Annotated in this window: 15 protein-coding genes and 1 pseudogene; 10 read left to right on the top strand and 6 right to left on the bottom strand. The window is 61.9% G+C overall.

Annotated features, from left to right (window positions below):
- Positions 1–36 precede the first annotated feature (36 nt).
- Positions 37–480, top strand: a complete 444-nt coding sequence (locus AC0Z8Z_RS05620; RefSeq protein WP_485618300.1) for a hypothetical protein — start codon at positions 37–39, stop codon at positions 478–480.
- Here the strand turns inward: AC0Z8Z_RS05620 and AC0Z8Z_RS05615 are convergent.
- Positions 477–1,352: a LysR family transcriptional regulator gene (locus AC0Z8Z_RS05615; RefSeq protein ID WP_485618298.1), complete on the bottom strand. Its 876-nt coding sequence runs from the start codon at positions 1,350–1,352 to the stop codon at positions 477–479. The genes AC0Z8Z_RS05620 and AC0Z8Z_RS05615 overlap by 4 nt on opposite strands.
- Positions 1,353–1,458: 106 nt before the next feature.
- Here AC0Z8Z_RS05615 and AC0Z8Z_RS05610 point away from each other — a divergent pair, with 106 nt between their 5' ends.
- On the top strand, positions 1,459–1,854 hold the full coding sequence (locus tag AC0Z8Z_RS05610; RefSeq protein ID WP_122625124.1) for a tautomerase family protein: 396 nt from the start codon (positions 1,459–1,461) through the stop codon (positions 1,852–1,854).
- Positions 1,855–1,866: 12 nt separating this feature from the next.
- Here AC0Z8Z_RS05610 and AC0Z8Z_RS05605 read toward each other — a convergent pair whose 3' ends face one another.
- Complete coding sequence (locus AC0Z8Z_RS05605; protein ID WP_485618296.1) at positions 1,867–2,721, bottom strand: LysR family transcriptional regulator; 855 nt, start codon at positions 2,719–2,721, stop codon at positions 1,867–1,869.
- Positions 2,722–2,835: 114 nt separating this feature from the next.
- Here AC0Z8Z_RS05605 and AC0Z8Z_RS05600 point away from each other — a divergent pair, with 114 nt between their 5' ends.
- Positions 2,836–4,200 (top strand): NAD(P)-binding domain-containing protein, encoded by a 1,365-nt coding sequence (locus AC0Z8Z_RS05600; RefSeq protein WP_485618295.1) that lies wholly within the window; start codon positions 2,836–2,838, stop codon positions 4,198–4,200.
- Between the two features lie 112 nt (positions 4,201–4,312).
- The gene (locus AC0Z8Z_RS05595) at positions 4,313–5,770 is read left to right on the top strand and encodes an MFS transporter (protein ID WP_485618294.1); all 1,458 of its coding nucleotides are present in this window, start codon (positions 4,313–4,315) and stop codon (positions 5,768–5,770) included.
- A 12-nt stretch (positions 5,771–5,782) separates the two neighbouring features.
- Here the strand turns inward: AC0Z8Z_RS05595 and AC0Z8Z_RS05590 are convergent, their stop codons facing one another.
- A complete protein-coding gene (locus AC0Z8Z_RS05590; protein WP_485618292.1) occupies positions 5,783–6,985 on the bottom strand; it encodes an MFS transporter in 1,203 nt (400 codons plus the stop codon).
- A gap of 111 nt (positions 6,986–7,096) precedes the next feature.
- Here AC0Z8Z_RS05590 and AC0Z8Z_RS05585 point away from each other — a divergent pair, with 111 nt between their 5' ends.
- Positions 7,097–7,738: a TetR/AcrR family transcriptional regulator gene (locus AC0Z8Z_RS05585; RefSeq protein ID WP_485618291.1), complete on the top strand. Its 642-nt coding sequence runs from the start codon at positions 7,097–7,099 to the stop codon at positions 7,736–7,738.
- A 36-nt stretch (positions 7,739–7,774) separates the two neighbouring features.
- Here AC0Z8Z_RS05585 and AC0Z8Z_RS05580 read toward each other — a convergent pair whose 3' ends face one another.
- A complete protein-coding gene (locus tag AC0Z8Z_RS05580) occupies positions 7,775–8,662 on the bottom strand; it encodes a LysR family transcriptional regulator (RefSeq protein WP_485618290.1) in 888 nt (295 codons plus the stop codon).
- A gap of 103 nt (positions 8,663–8,765) precedes the next feature.
- On the opposite strand from AC0Z8Z_RS05580, the gene AC0Z8Z_RS05575 reads away from it, so the two are divergent.
- Both AC0Z8Z_RS05575 and AC0Z8Z_RS05570 read left to right on the top strand, forming a co-directional pair.
- Positions 8,766–9,428 carry an NADPH-dependent F420 reductase gene (locus AC0Z8Z_RS05575; protein ID WP_485618289.1) on the top strand — a complete coding sequence of 221 codons (663 nt, stop codon included), beginning with the start codon at positions 8,766–8,768 and terminating at the stop codon, positions 9,426–9,428.
- A gap of 207 nt (positions 9,429–9,635) precedes the next feature.
- Complete coding sequence (locus AC0Z8Z_RS05570) at positions 9,636–10,070, top strand: GNAT family acetyltransferase (RefSeq protein ID WP_485618288.1); 435 nt, start codon at positions 9,636–9,638, stop codon at positions 10,068–10,070.
- A gap of 91 nt (positions 10,071–10,161) precedes the next feature.
- Here the strand turns inward: AC0Z8Z_RS05570 and copM are convergent, their stop codons facing one another.
- Positions 10,162–10,503 carry a CopM family metallochaperone gene (copM, locus tag AC0Z8Z_RS05565; protein ID WP_485618286.1) on the bottom strand — a complete coding sequence of 114 codons (342 nt, stop codon included), beginning with the start codon at positions 10,501–10,503 and terminating at the stop codon, positions 10,162–10,164.
- Between the two features lie 102 nt (positions 10,504–10,605).
- Positions 10,606–11,475 (bottom strand): SDR family oxidoreductase, encoded by an 870-nt coding sequence (locus AC0Z8Z_RS05560; protein WP_485618285.1) that lies wholly within the window; start codon positions 11,473–11,475, stop codon positions 10,606–10,608.
- A 108-nt stretch (positions 11,476–11,583) separates the two neighbouring features.
- On the opposite strand from AC0Z8Z_RS05560, the gene AC0Z8Z_RS05555 reads away from it, so the two are divergent.
- The 3 genes and pseudogenes from AC0Z8Z_RS05555 to AC0Z8Z_RS05545 all read left to right on the top strand — a co-directional run bounded on the left by AC0Z8Z_RS05555 (position 11,584) and on the right by AC0Z8Z_RS05545 (position 17,464).
- Positions 11,584–12,504 carry a LysR family transcriptional regulator gene (locus AC0Z8Z_RS05555; RefSeq protein ID WP_485618284.1) on the top strand — a complete coding sequence of 307 codons (921 nt, stop codon included), beginning with the start codon at positions 11,584–11,586 and terminating at the stop codon, positions 12,502–12,504.
- Between the two features lie 664 nt (positions 12,505–13,168).
- Positions 13,169–15,821 (top strand): annotated as a pseudogene (locus AC0Z8Z_RS05550) (PAS domain-containing protein).
- Positions 15,822–16,048: 227 nt separating this feature from the next.
- Entirely contained in the window at positions 16,049–17,464 is a 1,416-nt protein-coding gene (locus AC0Z8Z_RS05545; protein ID WP_485618282.1) for an MFS transporter, read from the top strand.
- Positions 17,465–18,110: the final 646 nt, after the last annotated feature.

Here is an 18,110-nt window from a genome sequence, read left to right as displayed (position 1 = left end):
GGCTTTAGCCTGCGGGCTCAACTGTGAGGGAAGATCATGATCAGCGCAAAAAACAATCTGGGCATCGTCAAAAGTAGCGCCATCTACGACCTGGTGGTGACAGCGGGCTTCATGACGCCCTGGACGGCCGCATGGGTGTTCACCGGCTTCGCCACGTTATCGGGCGCTTTGGCACTGGAACGGCCGGTGCCCGTGCTGGACGTCAGCGCGATGCTGTTTGCCAACCTGCTCGGCAGCGTGGTGGTGGTCTGGTCGCTCTGGCGCCTCGCACAGCCGAGCCGACGTGTGGGGTTGTATGACGCACTGGCGCGAACGCTCTTCGCCACCTGGCAGCTTTACGCGGTTGCCCAGGGCGCGAGTGTTCTGATTCTCGGGTTTACAGTGTTTGAGGTGCTGTTCGCCGTCGCGCAAGTGTGGCCTATCAGCGCTGTCCGGCAGGTCCATCCAAGGGCCAGTCAAGCGGCAGCGGGCGCAGGCTAAGGCGCCAGCGTCGCTGCAATGATCTGCCCCACCGCTTGCAATCGCTCACTGACACCTCCCCGGCAGCGAGCCGGCAATAAAACGATGTCCACAGTGGGCAGCGCGGGCAGATTGAGACCGGTGACCTCCAGCATGTCGGCCTCGATGATCGCGGAGGCATTGAGGCACGCCACGCCCAGCCCCGCCGCGACTGCCGCCTGAAGCCCCGCCACACCGGACGCCATATGAGCGACGACGTGGGCAATGCCGTGTGCGTCCAATGCGTTGCGTGCCAGCCTGTGCAGCGCGCAGGTTTCAGGCAGCAGCGCGAGTTCGATAACCCTGTCTTCAGGCGGAAGTGGCTTGCTGCGGGCGGCCACCCACATCAGGGATTCCGTGCGCAGCACTTGGGCTTCTTCGGATGATGAGGAAGGCGACCCCGTCGTGCGCAGGATGATCGCCAGATCCAGCGCGCCGCTACCGTGGGCATCGGCGATGACGTCGCTTTTGTCGATCTGGGTGCGCATCCGCAAACCGGGGTATTGCTCAGCGATGCGCGCCAATAAAGTCGCCAGCTGGCTCGGCCGGACGTAATCGGAAATGCCGATGTGGACCTCGCCTTCAAGGGGCACCCGGTGCATGTCTCGCCAGGCCGCATCCGACAACGCCAGTATCTGACGAGCATGGCCAATCAGGCGCTGACCTGCCGCGGTGGGGCGTACGCCCTGCTTGCTGCGCACCAAAAGCTGTTCACCCGCGGCTTCCTCCAGCTTGTTGAGCTGTTCGCTCAGCGCCGACTGCGATCGATACCGGAGGGGCACCGCTGCCGTAAGACTGCCCGCATCCACCGCAGCGACGAGGGTCTTCAATTGTTCGAAGTCGAATCCTTGCATGTCGATCTACCGGAATACCTGATGATATCCGTCGGATCTTACTGCTATTCCGATATGAACAGAGCGAGCAATCTCGATGCTCGCACTCACATTGAGGAATGCTGCCGTGCCATTCGTAAGAATATCGCTGCTCAAAGGCAAAACCCCTGCCCAACTCCGCGCCATCGCTGATGGTGTTCACCACGCGCTTGTAGAGACTTACAGCGTGCCGCCAGACGACCGATTTCAGGTCATCGATCAATACGAGAAAGGCCTGTTTTTCTATGACCCGGGTTTTCTAAACGTCAAGCGCACAGATGACGTGGTGTTCATACACATCCTCGCCAACCGATGGCGCGACACGCCGACAAGGCAGGCGCTTTACCGCGCCATCGCCGATCAACTCACTGCCCGCCCCGGCATGCGCCGCGAGGACATCCAGGTGTTCATCTCGAATAACGATAAGCATGACTGGTCATTCGGCAACGGTGTCGCTTCCTATGTGCCGGAGGCTGATGCCTGAGATCACCCAGGATCAGTCTTCGCCAATGATCTGCCCGGCAAGCTCCGCGAATGCGCGAAGCCGGTCCATCTGCCGCATGTCGTGGTGGTAGCCCATCCAGATGTCACGCCCGGGCGGCGCCTGTCCAACGTCTAGCCGCCTGAGCGCGGGGCTCTGATCTCCCAGGGCGCGCGGCAATACGCAAATGCCAAGGCCAAGGGCGCACATCCGGGCTTGCACGGTTCGGCTGCTGCTGGTGAAAACCACCCGCGCCTGCGGGTACAAACCTCGCAGCCAGACGACGTCCGGGTAATGGGATTGCGCGGTGTCCATGGTGATTAGCCCGACACCTTCGCCATGCGTGCCCGGAGAGAACGGCTGCTGGGCGCCCACGTATAGACCGTAGTTCAGCGTGGTCAAGCGACGCTGGACGATGTCCGGCTCGGTGAAAGGGACGATCCGAAACGCGATGTCCGCTTCCCTGCGTGTCAGGTCGGACAGCCGTTGTCCGGCAATCAGTTCGGGCACGATCAGGGGGTGGCGCCGGAGCAGTTCGGCCAGTACTGGCCCAAGCACATAGCCGGCAAACCAGTCCGCCGAGGAGATGCGCAGCAGGCCTTCGAACTGATCACTTTCGCCGGCGATGCGCCGTTCGATCGTCAGCGCGCTGCGCTCCATCTCCTGAGCCAGCTCGAAGATGCGCTCACCGCTGTCGGTCAACACCAGGCCGGTTGACGTACGACGAAAGAACACCTCGCCACTGCTCTGTTCCAGCACATGCAGGCGCCGCCCGACGGTGGGGTGGCTGACGCCCAACAGCTTTGCAGCGGCCCCCAGTGAACCGCCGCGGGCGACCGCCAGAAAGACGCGCAGGTCATTCCAGTCCATGGCGTACCTCGTACAAAAGTGAACGCCGAAGATGCAGCAATGGCAGTCCCTAAGCAACTGCATGGCTCGCACAATGGCGCCTCGAGCAAAACAGCCATAGGCAGAGGGGCATTGATGAACATCGGGTTTATCGGAGTGGGAACCATGGGTCGGGTGATGATCCTGCGGCTGATGGCGGCAGGTCATCACGTGTGGGCCTGGAACCGTAGCCCTCAGGCGCTGGCAGATCTTGAGGGCGTGATCGCACTGACTGACCCCGCGCTGGCTTTTGAGCAGGAAGTGGTCATCAGCATGCTCGCCGATGATCGGGCGGTGCGGCAGGTGTTGCTGTCTTCCGATGCGCTGGCGCGTGCCGGCAAGGGCTGCATTCACATTGTGATGTCAACGCTGTCACCTGCCCTGATCAACGAATTGCAAGACAGTCACGAGCAGGCAGGCATCGAGTTGGTCGCGGCCCCGATGTTCGGGGTGCCGGCGGCCGTGGCTCAGGGTGAGGCGAACATCCTCGCGTCCGGCGCCGCTGACGCAATCGAGAAGATCCAGCCGCTGCTGGATGTGCTCGGAAAGAAGACCTGGCGGATGGGCGACCGGCCTGTGCAGGCCTGCATCGCCAAGATCGCCGGCAACATGATGATCACCCAGGCCATTGAATCCCTGGGCGAAGCGACACGCCTGGTAGAGGCCTACGGTCTACCCCCTTCGGCGTTCGTTGAAACCGTCACTCAAACCCTGTTCGCCTGCCCGAGTTACCAGCGCTATGGGCATTACGTCGCCAACCGCGTACACGAGCCCGGCTTCAAGCTGTCCCTGGGCCTGAAAGATGTGGACTTGGCGCTGAGGGCCGCCGAAGCCGTTGCCCTGGAGCTGCCTGCCGCAAGGGTGGTACGCGCGGGCATGTCAGCGGCGATCACCCAGGGCCTGGGCGATCGAGACTGGTCCGCCTTCGCCACCATCGAGCAACCCCGCCCGTTGGACACTCAACCGATACGCTACCGAGGAAACACCATGACCATTGAAATGCTCGCTGCGCGGCTTGAAGCGCTGGAAAGCCGCGCGGCGATCGAATCGCTCATTTCCGGCTACGCCAACGCCTACGACCTGATGGACATCGACCTGTTGCGCAGCCTCTGGCACGCCGACGCGACGCTGGAACTGCCGGATTTCGGCGTTGGACGAAACCTTGAAGAGATCGCCGCCATGGCGCACACCAGTTGGATCAAGTTGCCGCATATGCATCACTGGATGTCCAATCCCATGATCCAGATTCAGGGGACGATGGCGACCGCAACCGTAGCAGCAGACTGCCTGTTTCATGATCGCGAAAAGGGTCCGGTACAGGTCAGCGGCCTTTACCACGACCGCTTCGAGCGGCGCGACGATCAGTGGCGATTCAGCGCCCGTCGTTTCGAATTGCACTTCCTGACGCCGCTGCTCAACTGGACGCCGATCGCGGGTTCGGAAACGTTCGAGCGCGCCTGAAACCGCTCTGCCTGAACAGCGCATCACGCCTTGCAGCGGCGATGCGCGCCTCGATTGATTGACCCCCTTCTTATCCGATCGCAGCGCCGCCGTTGCGTATGGAGGTTTGCCCATGTTCGTGAAGGATACGTTGTCGCCTGATCCGCGACGCTGGGCGATGTTTTTGATTCTGCTGGTCGGTGCCTTTCTGCCGCCCCTGGATTTTTTTATCGTCAACGTCGCGCTGCCATCGATCAGGCAGGACTTGAGTGCCGGCCCTTCCGCTGAGCAACTGGTCATCTCCGCCTATGCCGGGCTCTATGCGGTGACCCTGATCACCGGTGGAAGGCTCGGTGACATCTATGGCCGTGGCCGGGTGTTTTTCATCGGTCTGACTGGCTTCGCGGGGGCGTCATTGTTGTGCGGGCTGGCCTGGTCGCCCTGGTCGCTGGTCGCAGGACGCGTATTGCAGGGCATAACAGCCGCTGTGATGGCGCCACAGGCACTGGCATCGGTGCAGGCCATCTTCCCGGATTCGGAAAAGCCCCTTGCGCTCAGTCTGTACGGTGCGGTGTTCGGACTGGCGTCGGTCATCGGGCAGGCTTTGGGCGGGATTCTGATTTCGCTGAACCTGTTCGGCCTGGGCTGGCGGGTGATTTTCCTCGTTAACCTGCCAGTTGCCGCGCTGGTTTTGCTGTTCGGCATACCTGTGCTGAAGGAAATCCGTGCGCGAAATCCGAACACACTCGATCTGGGGGGCGTGGCCCTTTCGATCCTGACACTGGCCGCGCTGATCGTGCCGCTGATCAAAGGGCGAGAAGCAGGGTGGCCGCTGTGGGCCTGGGTTTCATTGATGGCAGTGCCGCTCTTGGCGTGGATGTTCTGGCGCTACGAAGCGCGACTGAGAGATGCCGGTGGCTCGCCGCTGCTGGATCCCCACGCACTGAACGTTCCGGGATTGGGTCGCGCACTCGTCATCGCGCTGCTGTTTTACACGATCGCCCCGTTTTTCCTGCTGTTCTCGATCTACCTGCAAGGCGCGCTCGGCACATCGGCACTGAGCGCGGGGCTGGTGTTTCTGCCTTTCGGCGCCGGATTTCTGCTCGGGCCGCTCTTGGCGCCCGCCTGCAAACGGGCGCTCGGCGTGTACGTCAATGCAACGGGTATGGGCATGGAGTCGGCCGGCTTTATCGGCATGATGTGGCTGCTCAGTGCGACGCCGGCCGGCGTGTACCCGGTGCCGGCACTGCTTGCCGCCCTTCTGTTCACGATCGGCTTTGGACAGGGGCTCGCGCTGCCTACGCTCATGCGCATGGTGACGGGCCGCGTGGCACCGGCGTATTCGGGCATGATCGCCGGGGTCGCCAGCTCGACGTTGCAAATCAGCACAGCGTTGAGCGTTGCAGTGATCGGCGGGGTGTTCTACACGATCCTGGATGGACGCACTGACCCGGCAGCCATCACCCACGCCTTCATCATCGCGCTATCGTGCATCGCGCTCTGCCTGGGCGCCGGGGTGCTGCTGAGTATCACGCTGGTGCGCGAGCCGGCGTTGCCCGACGGGAAGACCGCCCCCCGGTCAACCGGTTAAGCGGTGCAAATCTTAATGAGCCCCAGCCACTTGCCCGGCAGCCCTTTCGCCCGACACAAACCCATGGGCCCGTGCGCGGAACGCAATCCCCAGACTGACCAGCAGCACCAGCACCATCACCCACGCGAAGGCCCCCGCGCCCCAGTGACCGAGGAGCACGCCACCCAGAAGCCCGCCGCCGGCAATCGCGCTGTTCCAGACGACCACGTTCATCGACAGGGCAACGTCGGCGCCCTCACCTGCTGCGTCAGCCAGCGCGGTTTGCAGCAGTGTGGCGGCGCCGCCGAAGGTCAGGCCCCAGACGAAGACACCGAGGTAAATCGCCGTGGCAGAGGCCGAGAATATCCCGAAGAACACCGAAACCCCGGCGAAGGTGGCGAGGCTCAGCAACACTGCGGTGCGAAGATGACGATCGACGAGACGCCCCCCGACCCAGATGCCCATCAGTGCGGCAACGCCGAACACCAGCAGCACCAGATCGACATGGGCACCCAACCCGGCCAGGGAAACAAAGGGCGCGACGTAGGTGTAGAGAATATTGTGGGCGAGCATCCAGGTCAGCACCACGCCGAGCACGGGACGCACGCCCGGCGTGAACAGGACCTGACGCAGCGGCATGCGCTGGGAGGACGATTGACCCGGGTAGTCCGGCACCTTGATCAGTACCCAGGCGATCAACACCAGGGTCAGTCCGGACATCACGGCAAACGACATCCGCCAGCCAATCACTCCGCCCAGCCAGGTGCCGAGGGGTACGCCCAGTGACAATGCGATTGGCGTCCCCACCATCGCCACTGCCATGGCGCGGCCCTGTGAAGCGGGCTCGACCATGCGCCGCGCGTAGCCGCCAATGAGGCTCCAGGCCAGTCCCGCTGAAACCCCTGCGAAAAATCGCGCAATCAGGGTCAGCCAGTACACCGAAGACAGCGCCGTGATGGAATTGAACAGCAGAAACCCGATGACGGTGAGCAGCAGCACCGATCTGCGCCGCCAACTGCGCGTGGCAATGGTCAGCGGGATGGCGGCCAGCAACGATCCCAAGGCGTACACCGTGACCATCTGCCCTGCCAGTGACGCCGATATACTCAGACCATCGCCTATTTCAGGCAAAAGCCCCGCCGGCAGCGTCTCCGTGACGATGCAGATAAAACCGGTCATCGCCAGCGCCAGCAGCGCCCCATATGGCAGTTTTTTGACCTTTCCCTCATGGGTCATCGTTCGATCCTCCGACTAATATACTGATCGGTAGCAATCTAAAGAGCCCAAGCCGGGTAGTCAATCACATATGTATCGACTAGTATTTATCTCACTTGAAAGGAGGGTCATATGGCTCAGATGGGACGACCGCGCACGTTCGACCGTGACGTGGCAATCACCCAGGCGCTGCATCTGTTTTGGGAACATGGCTATGACGCAACGTCTCTCAGCCAGCTCAAGGCGAGCATCGGCGGCGGCATCACCGCGCCGAGCTTCTACGCGGCGTTTGGCTCAAAGCAGGCGCTGTTCAATGAAGTCATGCAGCGCTACCTCAACACCCATGGACGCGTGACCGACAGTCTGTTCGACACCGCCCTTGCCCCCAGGCAAGCGATCGAGCGCACGCTGCGGTGCTCGGCAAAAATGCAGTGCGAGGCGGGTCATCCCAAGGGCTGCCTGGTGTCACTGGGTTTTCTGAGCGCATCCACCGAAGAAAGCAAGACCATCTCCCAGCCGCTGGCAGATGCGCGAGCCTTGAACCGTGCCGCCATTGTCGCGTGCATCGAACGAGCCATCGCCGCGGGAGAACTGCCCGCAACGGTGGCGCCAGCCGCGTTGGCCACGGTGTTCGACAGCTTCATGCTGGGCATGTCGGTACTGGCCCGCGACGGCGCGACGTTTGAAACACTGGACGCTGCAATTACGCACGTCATGGGCCTATGGGACGGGCTGCGCATCGACGCTCCGATGAAAGACCCGGCTGCGATTTGATCCCTGGCAATCCTGGGTTTGCTCTCCCGCTCAGGGTTAACCGAAACGCGCCAGTGCCGCATCAATGAATCGGCGCAGCTTGGCCGTTCGCTGCCGGCTGCCGGTGTACAGCATATGCAGGGGCCGACTCGGCGCCTCATAGTCAGGCAACACTCGAACCAGCTCGCCGCTGCGCAAGGCGGGCTCCAGGAATATCAGCGGGCCGACCACGATGCCGAAACCGTCCAGCGCGGCCGAAAGCAGCGCGCGGCTCTCGTTGACCCTCAATCGACTCGCCACCTGAACCCGCTCCACCTTTGACCCTTTGCAGAAGACCCACTCGCGATCAGTCGGCCGCGACCACCAGGCATACCCCAGACACTCATGATTGCTCAGGTCCTGCGGACATTGCGGCACGCCGCGTTCGGCCAGATAGCCAGGCGCTGCGCAAGCGACCAGTTGATAAGGCGCCAACGGCCGGGCGGTGAGGCTGGACACCTCCAGCGGGCCGATCCTGAACGCGATGTCGAACCCCTCCTCCACCAGATCAACGAAGCGATCGGTCAGCTGCAGATCGATTTCAATCTCGGGGTGCAGCCGCAGGAATGTCGTGACGAAGGGCATCAGGCGAGAGGAGCCGAAGGTGATGGGCGCGCTGATTTTCAGCTTGCCGCGCGGGGTGTCATTCATCATCTCCCCGAGAGAGTCGGCCGCCTTTGCTTCACTGAGAATGTGTCTGCAACGCTCCAGATACGCCTGGCCCAGTTCGGTCAGGCTCTGGCGGCGCGTGGTGCGGTTCAGCAGTCGCGCGCCGAGTCGATGCTCGAGCGCGGCAACGTGCTTGGCGACCATCTGCGGCGACAACTCCAGACGCTCGGCCGCTTTGGCGTAGGAGCCGCATTCCGCCGCCGTGACAAAGGCTTCCATGCTGCTCAGACGGTCCATGATTCAACACTCCTGGTGGCGAGACTAAGCGCCTGATGATTATTTATCGGCGGCCGGTTCGCAATCATCATGGCGGCTCTTGCAAACCATCGGGAGTCATCACATGCGCATTGGCATCATCGGAGCAGGCTTTATCGGGCAGGCAGTGGCGCAACGGTTCATCGCGGCAGGCCATGAAGTCATGCTCAGCAATTCACGTGGGCCGCAGACCCTGAACGACCTGCTCGTCCAGATATCCGGCGTTCAGGTCGGCACGATCGAGGACGCTGCTGCCTTTGGCGATGTGGTTCTGGTCGCCATTCCTTTCAACCACTATCCAACCCTGCCGGCCGAGTGGCTTGCGGGCAAAACGGTGCTGGACGCCAACAACTACTACCCCGACCGAGACGGCCCTATCCCGACGCTCGACAGGTTTGAAACCACCACCAGCAGGCTGCTCGCCGAGCATTTGTTTGGCGCCAGCGTGGTCAAGGTGTTCAACGCGATCCTGGCCGATGACCTCGACCGCGATGCTCGCCCGAATACGGCACACGACCGACGCGCACTGCCGGTGGCCGCCGATGACGCTGCGGCAAAGGCGTTGGCGATCCGGCTGCTGGACGAGGTGGGATTCGACGCGGTCGATGCCGGCAATCTTGACGAGAGCTGGCGATTTGAACGGGCCAAGCCGGCTTACTGCATTCCGTTGAACCGGGAGGCGCTGAAGACCGCACTGGCCAAGGCTGAGAGGCACATTGAATTGCCCCATGGGTCGTGGCGCCATTGAGTGGCGTCATCCCGCAAAGGCCCTCCAGAAACGCGCCACCGTCCGGTAACATGCGTGCCTGGACTCGCCGTTTATTGCCTCGGGAAGGGACGTGATGATTGATCTCTCGGTTTGGCCTGCCGGCTGGCACTGGTCTCGGGAAGATAAGGTGGCGGTTGCCAGCGCAGAAAATCCCATGGGCCATTCCGCTGAATAAGGAGCCTCACCATGGCTGCCATTACCGACTATTCGGACACACTTCATCGCCAGGCCGTGATCGAACTCCGGGAGGCCGTATTCGGCTACGAAACCGCTCATAACACGCCCGGACTTGCCATCGACAAAAAGCTGGCTGTACCGGACGGCCTCTTTTTTGTTGCCCTGACGGAAAATGAGGTGGTGGGGACCGTTCTGGCCGGCTACGACGGTCATCGCGGATGGCTGTATGCGGTGGCGGTGCACCCCGCTCATCGCAGAAAAGGCGTAGGCATGCAGTTGGTTCGTCATGCAGAGCACGCCCTGACAGCGCGGGGGTGCATGAAAATCAATCTGCAGATCGTCAGCACCAATGCAAGCGTCCAGGCGTTCTATGAGTCCATGGGTTACTCAACCGAACCGCGTATCAGCATGGGCAAGAAAATCGACTCGAATATCACGGGTTGATACGCCCGCGGCAGCGAACGCCCTTTCCTGCCCCGCCGCCACGCGGGCTGACTACCAGCGGCCCTGATCAGGGGCGCTGGGCCTTGCAGGTTTATTTAGCCGGATGAGCTTTCAGCCAGGCCTTCATCTGCGCGATTTCTGCCGCTTGGGCCGCAACGATCTTGCGCGCCAGCTCCAGCATCTCTGGATCCTTGCCGTATTTGAGCTGGATCTTCGCCATCTCCACCGCGCCTTCGTGGTGCGGCAGCATGCCGGCCGCAAACGCCACATCAGGGTCGTCGCTCATCATGCCGTGATGCATGTCGTCTTTCATGGCGCCCATCGATTGCTGGTAGGCCTCATGCATCTGTTTGACGTCCTCCGCCGGGTCGGCCCTGACGGCGGTTACGGAAAGCAGAGCAATGACGCTGACAACGGCGGCAATCTTTTTCATGACGAAGCATCCTGGATGAGGGTAGAGACGAAGCCGTCACGCTAGACCTTTCCACTGCGGCAAGGTCAAGCGCATTCTCCAATGCCGTTTTACGCTGTGCGCTCAAAGCCCGAAGGCGTCCTTGAGCAGCGCTAAAAGCTGTTTGGGTTTACGCCCCAGAACGTCTTCGAGGTCGGTGCTGGTCTGGTCGAAGGCGCCGCCTTCGATGGCCGAGTACCAGCCGGCGATAAATCGGGCGACGTGTGGCGGCCAGCCTTCACGCTCACGAGCCTGGACGAAGGCCGCCGACGAAATCGGCTCATAGGCGATCGCCTTGCCAGTGAGGTCGGACAACGCGTTGGCGATGTCAGCCAAGGACCAGGGGCTGCCGCTGTTCAGCAGATAACTGCGATTGCCATGGGCGCTCTGCCTGAGCAGGACGGCACCGGCTTCAGCCAGCTCCTGATAACAGGCCAGTGCAATTCTGCCGTTGCCGGCGGGCGCGGCGAAGCCTGCATTGATCGCGTTGGTGCCGATGAACATGGGCAGGTCGTTGGCGTACAACGGATGCCGCAGCACCGTGTACGCCAGGCCTGACTGCATCAGCAATTGCTCAGTGGCGATGTCGCTGTCGGTGACGCCCTCGATCGGAAACCGCACGTCGTCCAGCCGCTGGATGGCGGTGTACATCATGTGGTCGACGCCGGCGCGGCGTGCGGCATCGATGACATTCTTGTGCTGAGCGACGCGGTCGGTGAAGGCCACGGCCGAAACCATGTAAACCTTTTCGACACCCTGGAAGGCGTTTACCAAGGCGTTGTAATCCGTGTAATCGCCGTAACGCACCTCGACGCCCCGCGCGGTCAAGGCCTGCGCTTTGCCCGGATCCCGTGCCAGCCCCACGACGTCGCCGGCCTCACCCCGTTGCAAAAGCGCATTCACGACTGCATTGCCCAGTCGGCCCGTAGCCCCTGTTACCAAAATCTTGCCCATTGGAATTCACCTTTTGGCGTTGAGAGAGCGCTCACTGTGCACGCTCACAAGCGGATGAATTAGTCCGGCATGGGTAGAATCAGCTTCAACCAAACGTTGGAGACCCTCATGGAAACCTTGGGCAATCTGGAGTCGTTCGTGCGTGCTGCACAATTCAGAAGTTTCTCCGAGGCCGCCCGGCGTATGGGCGTTTCTGCGGCAGCGGTGAGCAAGAACGTGGCGCGTCTTGAAAGCAATCTGGGCACCCGGCTGTTTCAGCGCAACACCCGCAGCCTGACCCTGACCGAAGCAGGCGATGCCTTCTACGCGCAGGTCGCCGACAGCCTGGAGACCATTCAGGCGGCGGTCGCGCAGGTGGGTGACAATCGCAATGTCCCGGCCGGTCGCCTGCGGGTCAATGTGGCGCCCTCCTTCGCCTACGACTACTTGCTGCCGTTGCTCAAGCCCTTCAAGGAAAAGTACCCGGCCGTCATCCCCGACTGGCACCTGACGCTGGCCCGCGCTGACTTGGTCGGCGACGGATTCGACGTGGCCATCGGCGGCGGCATGGAGCTGTCCCCCGGCGTTGTCGCGCGGGAACTGGCGAAGCTGCATCTGGTGGCCGTGGCCTCACCCGACTGGCTTGAAGGCCGCACGCTGCCACAAACCCCGGCGGATCTGCAGGGGCAACCGGGGGTGGTCACGCGCTCGACCGACACCGGCAGATTGCGCGCCTGGACCCTGAGGAATACTGCGGGTGAAACCTTTGACCTGACACTCGACCCGGCCGCGATCATGAACGACCCCGAAGCCCTGTGCGGTTGCGCGCGAATGGGCATGGGCGCAGCGCTGGTGCCGATGGAGCGCGCCTGGCCCTGGCTGCAGACCGGTGAACTGGTGCGGCTGCTGCCTGAGTGGTACGTGGACCTGGGTTCGGTCTCTGTCTACTTTTCCGCCCGTAAAGCCCTGCCCGCCAAGACGCGGGTGTTCGTGGACTTTCTGGTCGAGCATTTTCGCACCACGATGGGCAGCCGATTTCGAGGCGACTGAGCCGGCTTAGCGCCCCCGGCCCTGGCTCGGCAGAGGTCACCGCCGCCGACTGCATTGCGTCGCGGAACTGATTGATTCCATCGAATCCCAACCGCTCGGTTCCCGATCCCGCTGGCAGAACAATGGCAGACGTCCTCGTATGGGGAACTGAAAGAGGGTTACCAAGTGACGCCCGGGGCTGCTACCCCTCATTGGTAATTATCCAGTTTCAGACGGTCCATTAGCCCGCGCTTTAGCGCGCTGGTCGTCTGCATTTCACACTTTACGGTCCTGAACAAATAGCCTTTCGCAGTCTGTTCCGCCAAGACCGCATGACAGTCGTCGATCCGAGCCACCCAGGCATCGCGAGTCCAACCGGGTATTGCACAATCTCTGGGATGGAGGTGGAAGGATGAGAAAAACAGGGTTTCCTGAAGCGCTCCCTCCCCATGGCGCACGTTATATTCAAGAAAATACATCGCAATAGTGGCGGCGAGGGTGGACCCCGCGAAGATAACTGAGCAAATGCCCCCTACCCGCCTGGCGAATCGTTCCCGGTGCCGGAACCTTTATCTTGCCGTCCGAGTCTTTTCTGGAAGCCGAATTGCATTCTGCCAGCATGCAGCGTAAAACGCTGGCCGCCGATACTGCTGGATCAGCCGGCCCGCGCAGTACCGGATGGCGCATGACGCCCCTCCGACCTCAGGTCATCACGTTTACGTTTGCAGGTGGACACTTGAAGCATTTGACCCGGGAAGCCCTTGAGGCTGAAGTCATGCAGTTGCGGTCGGCATTAAAGACAAGTGAAGCCCTGAGGCTGGCAAGCCTCGACACCGGCACACCATCGAGCGCCGTCGCGGATGCCCACGCCCCCCGGGCTGAGCGCGCAGCCGAAGAGGTGGCCGAGCAGGCGATCGAAGACGCGCAGACGCGCTACCGCCTCGCGGTCAAAGCCACCAACGATGCGATCTGGGACTGGGACCTCAAGGAAAACCATGTCCTGTGGAATGACGCGCTGCAACGGGTCTACGGGCATCCGCTCGCCACGGGTGCAACGACCGGCGACTGGTGGATTGCACAGATTCATCCCGACGACAGGCACCGCGTCGTCACCTCGATCCATGACGTGATAGACGGCAGGCAGACCGGCTGGAGTGACGAGTACCGATTTCGCCGGGTGGACGGCTCCTACGCCCAGGTCCTCGACCGCGGGCATGTCATCCGCGACGTTCAAGGCAACGCCTTGCGCATGATCGGCGCGATGCTGGACCTCACGCCGATCCGCGACACCGAGGCCGCACTGCGTCAAAGCGAGGAGCGTTTCAGGACCATTCTGGAAACGATCGAAGCGGCCTTCGCCATCGTTCAGGTCAAGTTCGACGCGAATGACTACCCCATTGACTATCGCTTCGTTGAAGCCAACCCGGCGTTCGAGCGTGAGGCTGGCGTCAACTTGCGCGGGAAATGGGTCAGGGAATTTGCCCCGGACCTGGAGCAATTCTGGTTCGATACCTACGGCCGCGTTGCCAAGACCCGTGTGCCGGCCACCTTCGAAAGCTACGCCAAGGCCTTTCAACGCTGGTTTGACGTGCGCGCCGTGCCCGTCGGCGATCCCGACGAATGTCAGATTGCGATCATCTTCAACGACGTGACCGGGCGGCGTGATGCCGAGGAACGTCTGCGGCAAAGCGAAGCCGTCGCTCGCGCCAACATCGAGCGCGTGCAGCTTGCCCTCGCGGCGGGAGCAATTTTCGGCACCTGGCACTGGGACTTGCCCAGCGACAGTTTCACCGTCGACGAAGCGTTCGCCCGAGCCTTTGGCCTCGACCCGGTGTTGGGCTACGAGGGCCTCAGCCTTGAACAAGTGGCGGCAACCGTTCATCCGGAGGACCGGGCGGGCCTGATGACGGCGATCAACGAAGCCATTCGTCGCGGCGGGGCCTACGCCCATCAATACCGGGTCCGTCGGGCGGACGGCAAATACTACTGGATCGAGGCCAACGGGCGCGTCAACTTCAGCGAGGAAGGCGTTCCCCTCAGTTTTCCGGGTGTCCTGATCGATGTCGAGGAGCGGCGTTCGGTCGAAGCCCAGCGCGACCTGGCCACCGCCGCCCTGCGTACGCTCAATGAAACCCTTGAACAGCGCGTGGCAGAGCGCACCGCGGCGTTGATGCAGACCGAGGAAAAGCTGCGCCAGTCACAGAAAATGGAAGCAGTGGGGCAACTCACGGGCGGCCTTGCCCACGATTTCAATAACTTGCTTGCGGGCATCTCGGGCTCCCTGGAGTTGTTGAGTGCGCGGTTTGCTCAAGGCCGCCTCACGGATGTCGATCGCTACCTGGCGACCGCCCAAAGCGCGACCCGGCGGGCGGCTGCCCTGACTCACCGCCTGCTGGCGTTCTCCCGTCGCCAGACTCTGGATCCTCGCCCTACTGAGGTGAATGCGCTGGTAGAAGGCATGACCGAGCTGATCCAGCGTACCGTCGGCCCCAGCATTGACGTGCAGACCATTGCCTCGCCTGACCGCTGTGTGGCGCTGGTCGATGCGAGTCAGCTTGAGAACGCACTGCTGAATCTTTGCATCAACTCCCGGGATGCGATGCACGAGGGCGGCAGCATTACCATCGAAACCGGTCATCAAGTCGTGGAGGCCGGGGACGCCGCAACGCTGGAAGTGACTGAGGGCGAATACCTGACCCTTAGCGTGACCGACACCGGAACCGGTATGCCTGCGAGCATCGTGGCGAAGGCGTTCGACCCCTTCTTCACCACCAAACCCATCGGCCAGGGGACGGGTCTGGGGCTGTCAATGATCTACGGTTTCGCCAAGCAATCCGGCGGGCAGGTTCGCATCACGTCTGTGGTCGGACAAGGGACGACGCTGTGCATCTATCTCCCGCGCTACCACGGGAATGCCGGCTGCCATGAAGCGCTTGCCGGATGCCGCCACTCAGACTGCTGGCATTGGTGAAACGATCCTGGTTGTGGACGATGAACCCACGGTGCGCATGCTGGTGACTGAGGTGCTGGGCGAGCTTGGCTATTATGTCATGGAGGCAGCGGACAGTGCCAGCGGGCTGAAACTGCTTCGCTCGGACGTGCGAGTGGACATGCTCGTCACCGATGTCGGTTTGCCCGGCGGGATGAACGGACGTCAGATGGCGGATGCGGCGCGCGAACTGCGCCCGGGACTGAGGACGCTGTTCATCACCGGCTACGCGGAAAGCGCAGCCATCGGTGCCAATCAGCTGGCGCCCGGCATGCATGTGCTGACCAAGCCCTTTGCCATTGACACACTGGCGGCGCGTGTCCGCGAGCTGATCAACACGCCGGTCTGATATTCAGTCCGGCGGCATTACCCGTCGAAGACCCGAAGTTGGCCACACCTCGCTGTTTTTCCGAGACGCGGTGCATGCCCGTGGTCAGATTTGACACCTGGTGCGGCATGGGACGGATTTGTTTCGCTTCCAGAGATTGACAGCCTGCTAAAACGCTCGCTATATCTACAGCGTTGTACGACAACAGACGATCACAACCGATAACCCCAATAATAAAAAGTGATGCAATGATCCCGAACGAGTCTACCCATCCGCAGAGCATTACCCGGGTGGCCACCCGGTCAGTCGGCAAATACCGCTGGACAATCTGCGCGCTGCTGTTTTTCGCAACCACCGTCAATTACCTCGACCGTCAGGTGCTCAGCCTGCTGGCACCGGAGCTGTCCACGACGTTTGGCTGGACCAACACCGACTATGCCAACATCGCCTCGGTGTTTCAGTTCGTCTATGCCATCTCGATGATTTTCGCCGGGCGTCTGGTCGACAGGATTGGCACCAAAACCGCTTTCGTGGTGGCCATCAGTATCTGGTCCACCGGCGCGGTCATGCACGCGTTTGCGGTGCCACTGGGGCAAGGCATTGGCGCGATCACCACCGCCTTGGGATTCGCCGCCATTCCGGTGTCGATCGCAGGCTTCATGCTGGCGCGGGCCGTGCTGGCAGTTGGCGAGGCCGGCAACTTTCCGATTGCGATCAAAGCGGTCGCTGAATATTTCCCGAAAAAAGAGCGCTCGTTCGCCACCGGCATCTTCAACTCCGGCGCCAACGTTGGCGCGATCACGGCGCCCATTTGCGTGCCCCTTATCGCGGCATTCTGGGGCTGGGAATCAGCGTTCATCGTGGTCGGCCTGCTGGGGTTCGTCTGGCTGGGCGTGTGGACGGCGCTGTACGAAAAGCCGGGTGAGCAAAAACGCCTGACGGCCGAGGAACTGGCCTATATCCGTAGCGATGAGGTGGAGCACGTCAAGGCGGCTCCGCTACCGGGCGCGCCCGCCGTCAAGGTCTCCTGGTTCAAATTGCTCACTTATCGCCAGACGTGGGCGTTTGCCTTCGGCAAGTTCATGACCGACGGCGTGTGGTGGTTCTTCCTGTTCTGGCTGCCGACCTACCTGTCGGCGCAGTACGGGATGAAAGGCCAGGCCATCGTGCTGCCGCTGTTCGTGCTGTACAGCATGACCATGGTCGGCAGCATTGGCGGCGGCTGGTTCCCGAGCTACTTCATGGCGCGCGGTGACAAGCCCTATGACGGCCGCATGAAAGCCATGCTGGTGATCGCGCTCTTCCCGCTGGTGGTGCTGCTGGCGCAACCGTTCGGCTACATCAGCTTTTGGGTGCCCGTCCTGTTGATCGGCATCGGCGCGTCCGCGCACCAGGCGTGGTCCTGCAACATCTTCACCACCGTCTCCGACATGTTCCCGCAGAAAACCGTGGCGTCGGTGGTCGGCATCGGTGGCATGGCGGGCGGGCTGGGCGGCGTGGTCATGACCAAGATCGGCGGCTGGGTGTTCGACTACTACAAGTCGATCAACGACATTCACACCGGCTACATGATCATGTTCGCGATCTGCGCCCTCGCCTACCTGGTGGCGTGGAGTGTGATGAAGACGCTGGTACCGCGCCACAAAGAGATCACCGACCTTTAACCTGCCGGACGAAGCCAGGCCCCGGTGTCAGCCGGGGCTGAGACAATAATGTGGGACCGGCGTTAGCCGGGAAGGCGTCAGGCGACACACTGCAAAAGTGATGGCGCTTGCACTGGCCTGTTCCCGGCTGAAGCCGGTCCTACGAAACCGCGTGAGGTCAGTGAGATTGACCGTGAACTTGAATGTGGGACCGGATTTAGCCGGGAAAGCGTCAGGCGGCACACCGCAAAAATGCGGGTGATTTCACTGGCCTCTTCCCGGCTGAAGCCGGTCTCACTAAGACACCGCGTGCGGTCAGTGAGGTTGAGCGTGAACTCGACTGTGGGACCGGCTTTAGCCGGGAAAGCGTCAGGCGCCACACCGCAAAAATGCGGGTGATTTCACTGGCCTCTTCCCGGCTGAAGCCGGTCCTACGAAACCGCGTGAGGTCAGTGAGATTGACCGTGAACTTGAATGTGGGACCGGCTTTAGCCGGGAAAGCGTCAGGCGCCACGCTGCAAATATGCGGGTGATTTCAATGGCCTCTTCCCGGCTGAAGCCGGTCCTACGAAACCGCGTGCGGTCAGTGAGGTTGAGCGTGAACTCGACTGTGGGACCGGCTTTAGCCGGGAAAGCGTCAGGCGCCACACCGCAAAAATGCGGGTGA

This window comes from Pseudomonas sp. 1L-C-7-B-C1 (assembly GCF_057291635.1).
This window is presented reverse-complemented; position numbering and strand designations above follow the sequence as displayed.

What these genes read in the sequence shown, in the direction of transcription:
- AC0Z8Z_RS05620 (WP_485618300.1), top strand. Translation starts at nt 37, where the DNA reads ATGATCAGCGCAAAAAACAATCTGGGCATCGTCAAAAGTAGCGCCATC.
- AC0Z8Z_RS05615 (WP_485618298.1), bottom strand. Translation starts at nt 1,352, where the DNA reads ATGCAAGGATTCGACTTCGAACAATTGAAGACCCTCGTCGCTGCGGTG.
- AC0Z8Z_RS05605 (WP_485618296.1), bottom strand. Translation starts at nt 2,721, where the DNA reads ATGGACTGGAATGACCTGCGCGTCTTTCTGGCGGTCGCCCGCGGCGGT.
- AC0Z8Z_RS05600 (WP_485618295.1), top strand. Translation starts at nt 2,836, where the DNA reads ATGAACATCGGGTTTATCGGAGTGGGAACCATGGGTCGGGTGATGATC.
- AC0Z8Z_RS05595 (WP_485618294.1), top strand. Translation starts at nt 4,313, where the DNA reads ATGTTCGTGAAGGATACGTTGTCGCCTGATCCGCGACGCTGGGCGATG.
- AC0Z8Z_RS05590 (WP_485618292.1), bottom strand. Translation starts at nt 6,985, where the DNA reads ATGACCCATGAGGGAAAGGTCAAAAAACTGCCATATGGGGCGCTGCTG.
- AC0Z8Z_RS05585 (WP_485618291.1), top strand. Translation starts at nt 7,097, where the DNA reads ATGGCTCAGATGGGACGACCGCGCACGTTCGACCGTGACGTGGCAATC.
- AC0Z8Z_RS05580 (WP_485618290.1), bottom strand. Translation starts at nt 8,662, where the DNA reads ATGGACCGTCTGAGCAGCATGGAAGCCTTTGTCACGGCGGCGGAATGC.
- AC0Z8Z_RS05575 (WP_485618289.1), top strand. Translation starts at nt 8,766, where the DNA reads ATGCGCATTGGCATCATCGGAGCAGGCTTTATCGGGCAGGCAGTGGCG.
- AC0Z8Z_RS05570 (WP_485618288.1), top strand. Translation starts at nt 9,636, where the DNA reads ATGGCTGCCATTACCGACTATTCGGACACACTTCATCGCCAGGCCGTG.
- copM (WP_485618286.1), bottom strand. Translation starts at nt 10,503, where the DNA reads ATGAAAAAGATTGCCGCCGTTGTCAGCGTCATTGCTCTGCTTTCCGTA.
- AC0Z8Z_RS05560 (WP_485618285.1), bottom strand. Translation starts at nt 11,475, where the DNA reads ATGGGCAAGATTTTGGTAACAGGGGCTACGGGCCGACTGGGCAATGCA.
- AC0Z8Z_RS05555 (WP_485618284.1), top strand. Translation starts at nt 11,584, where the DNA reads ATGGAAACCTTGGGCAATCTGGAGTCGTTCGTGCGTGCTGCACAATTC.
- AC0Z8Z_RS05545 (WP_485618282.1), top strand. Translation starts at nt 16,049, where the DNA reads ATGATCCCGAACGAGTCTACCCATCCGCAGAGCATTACCCGGGTGGCC.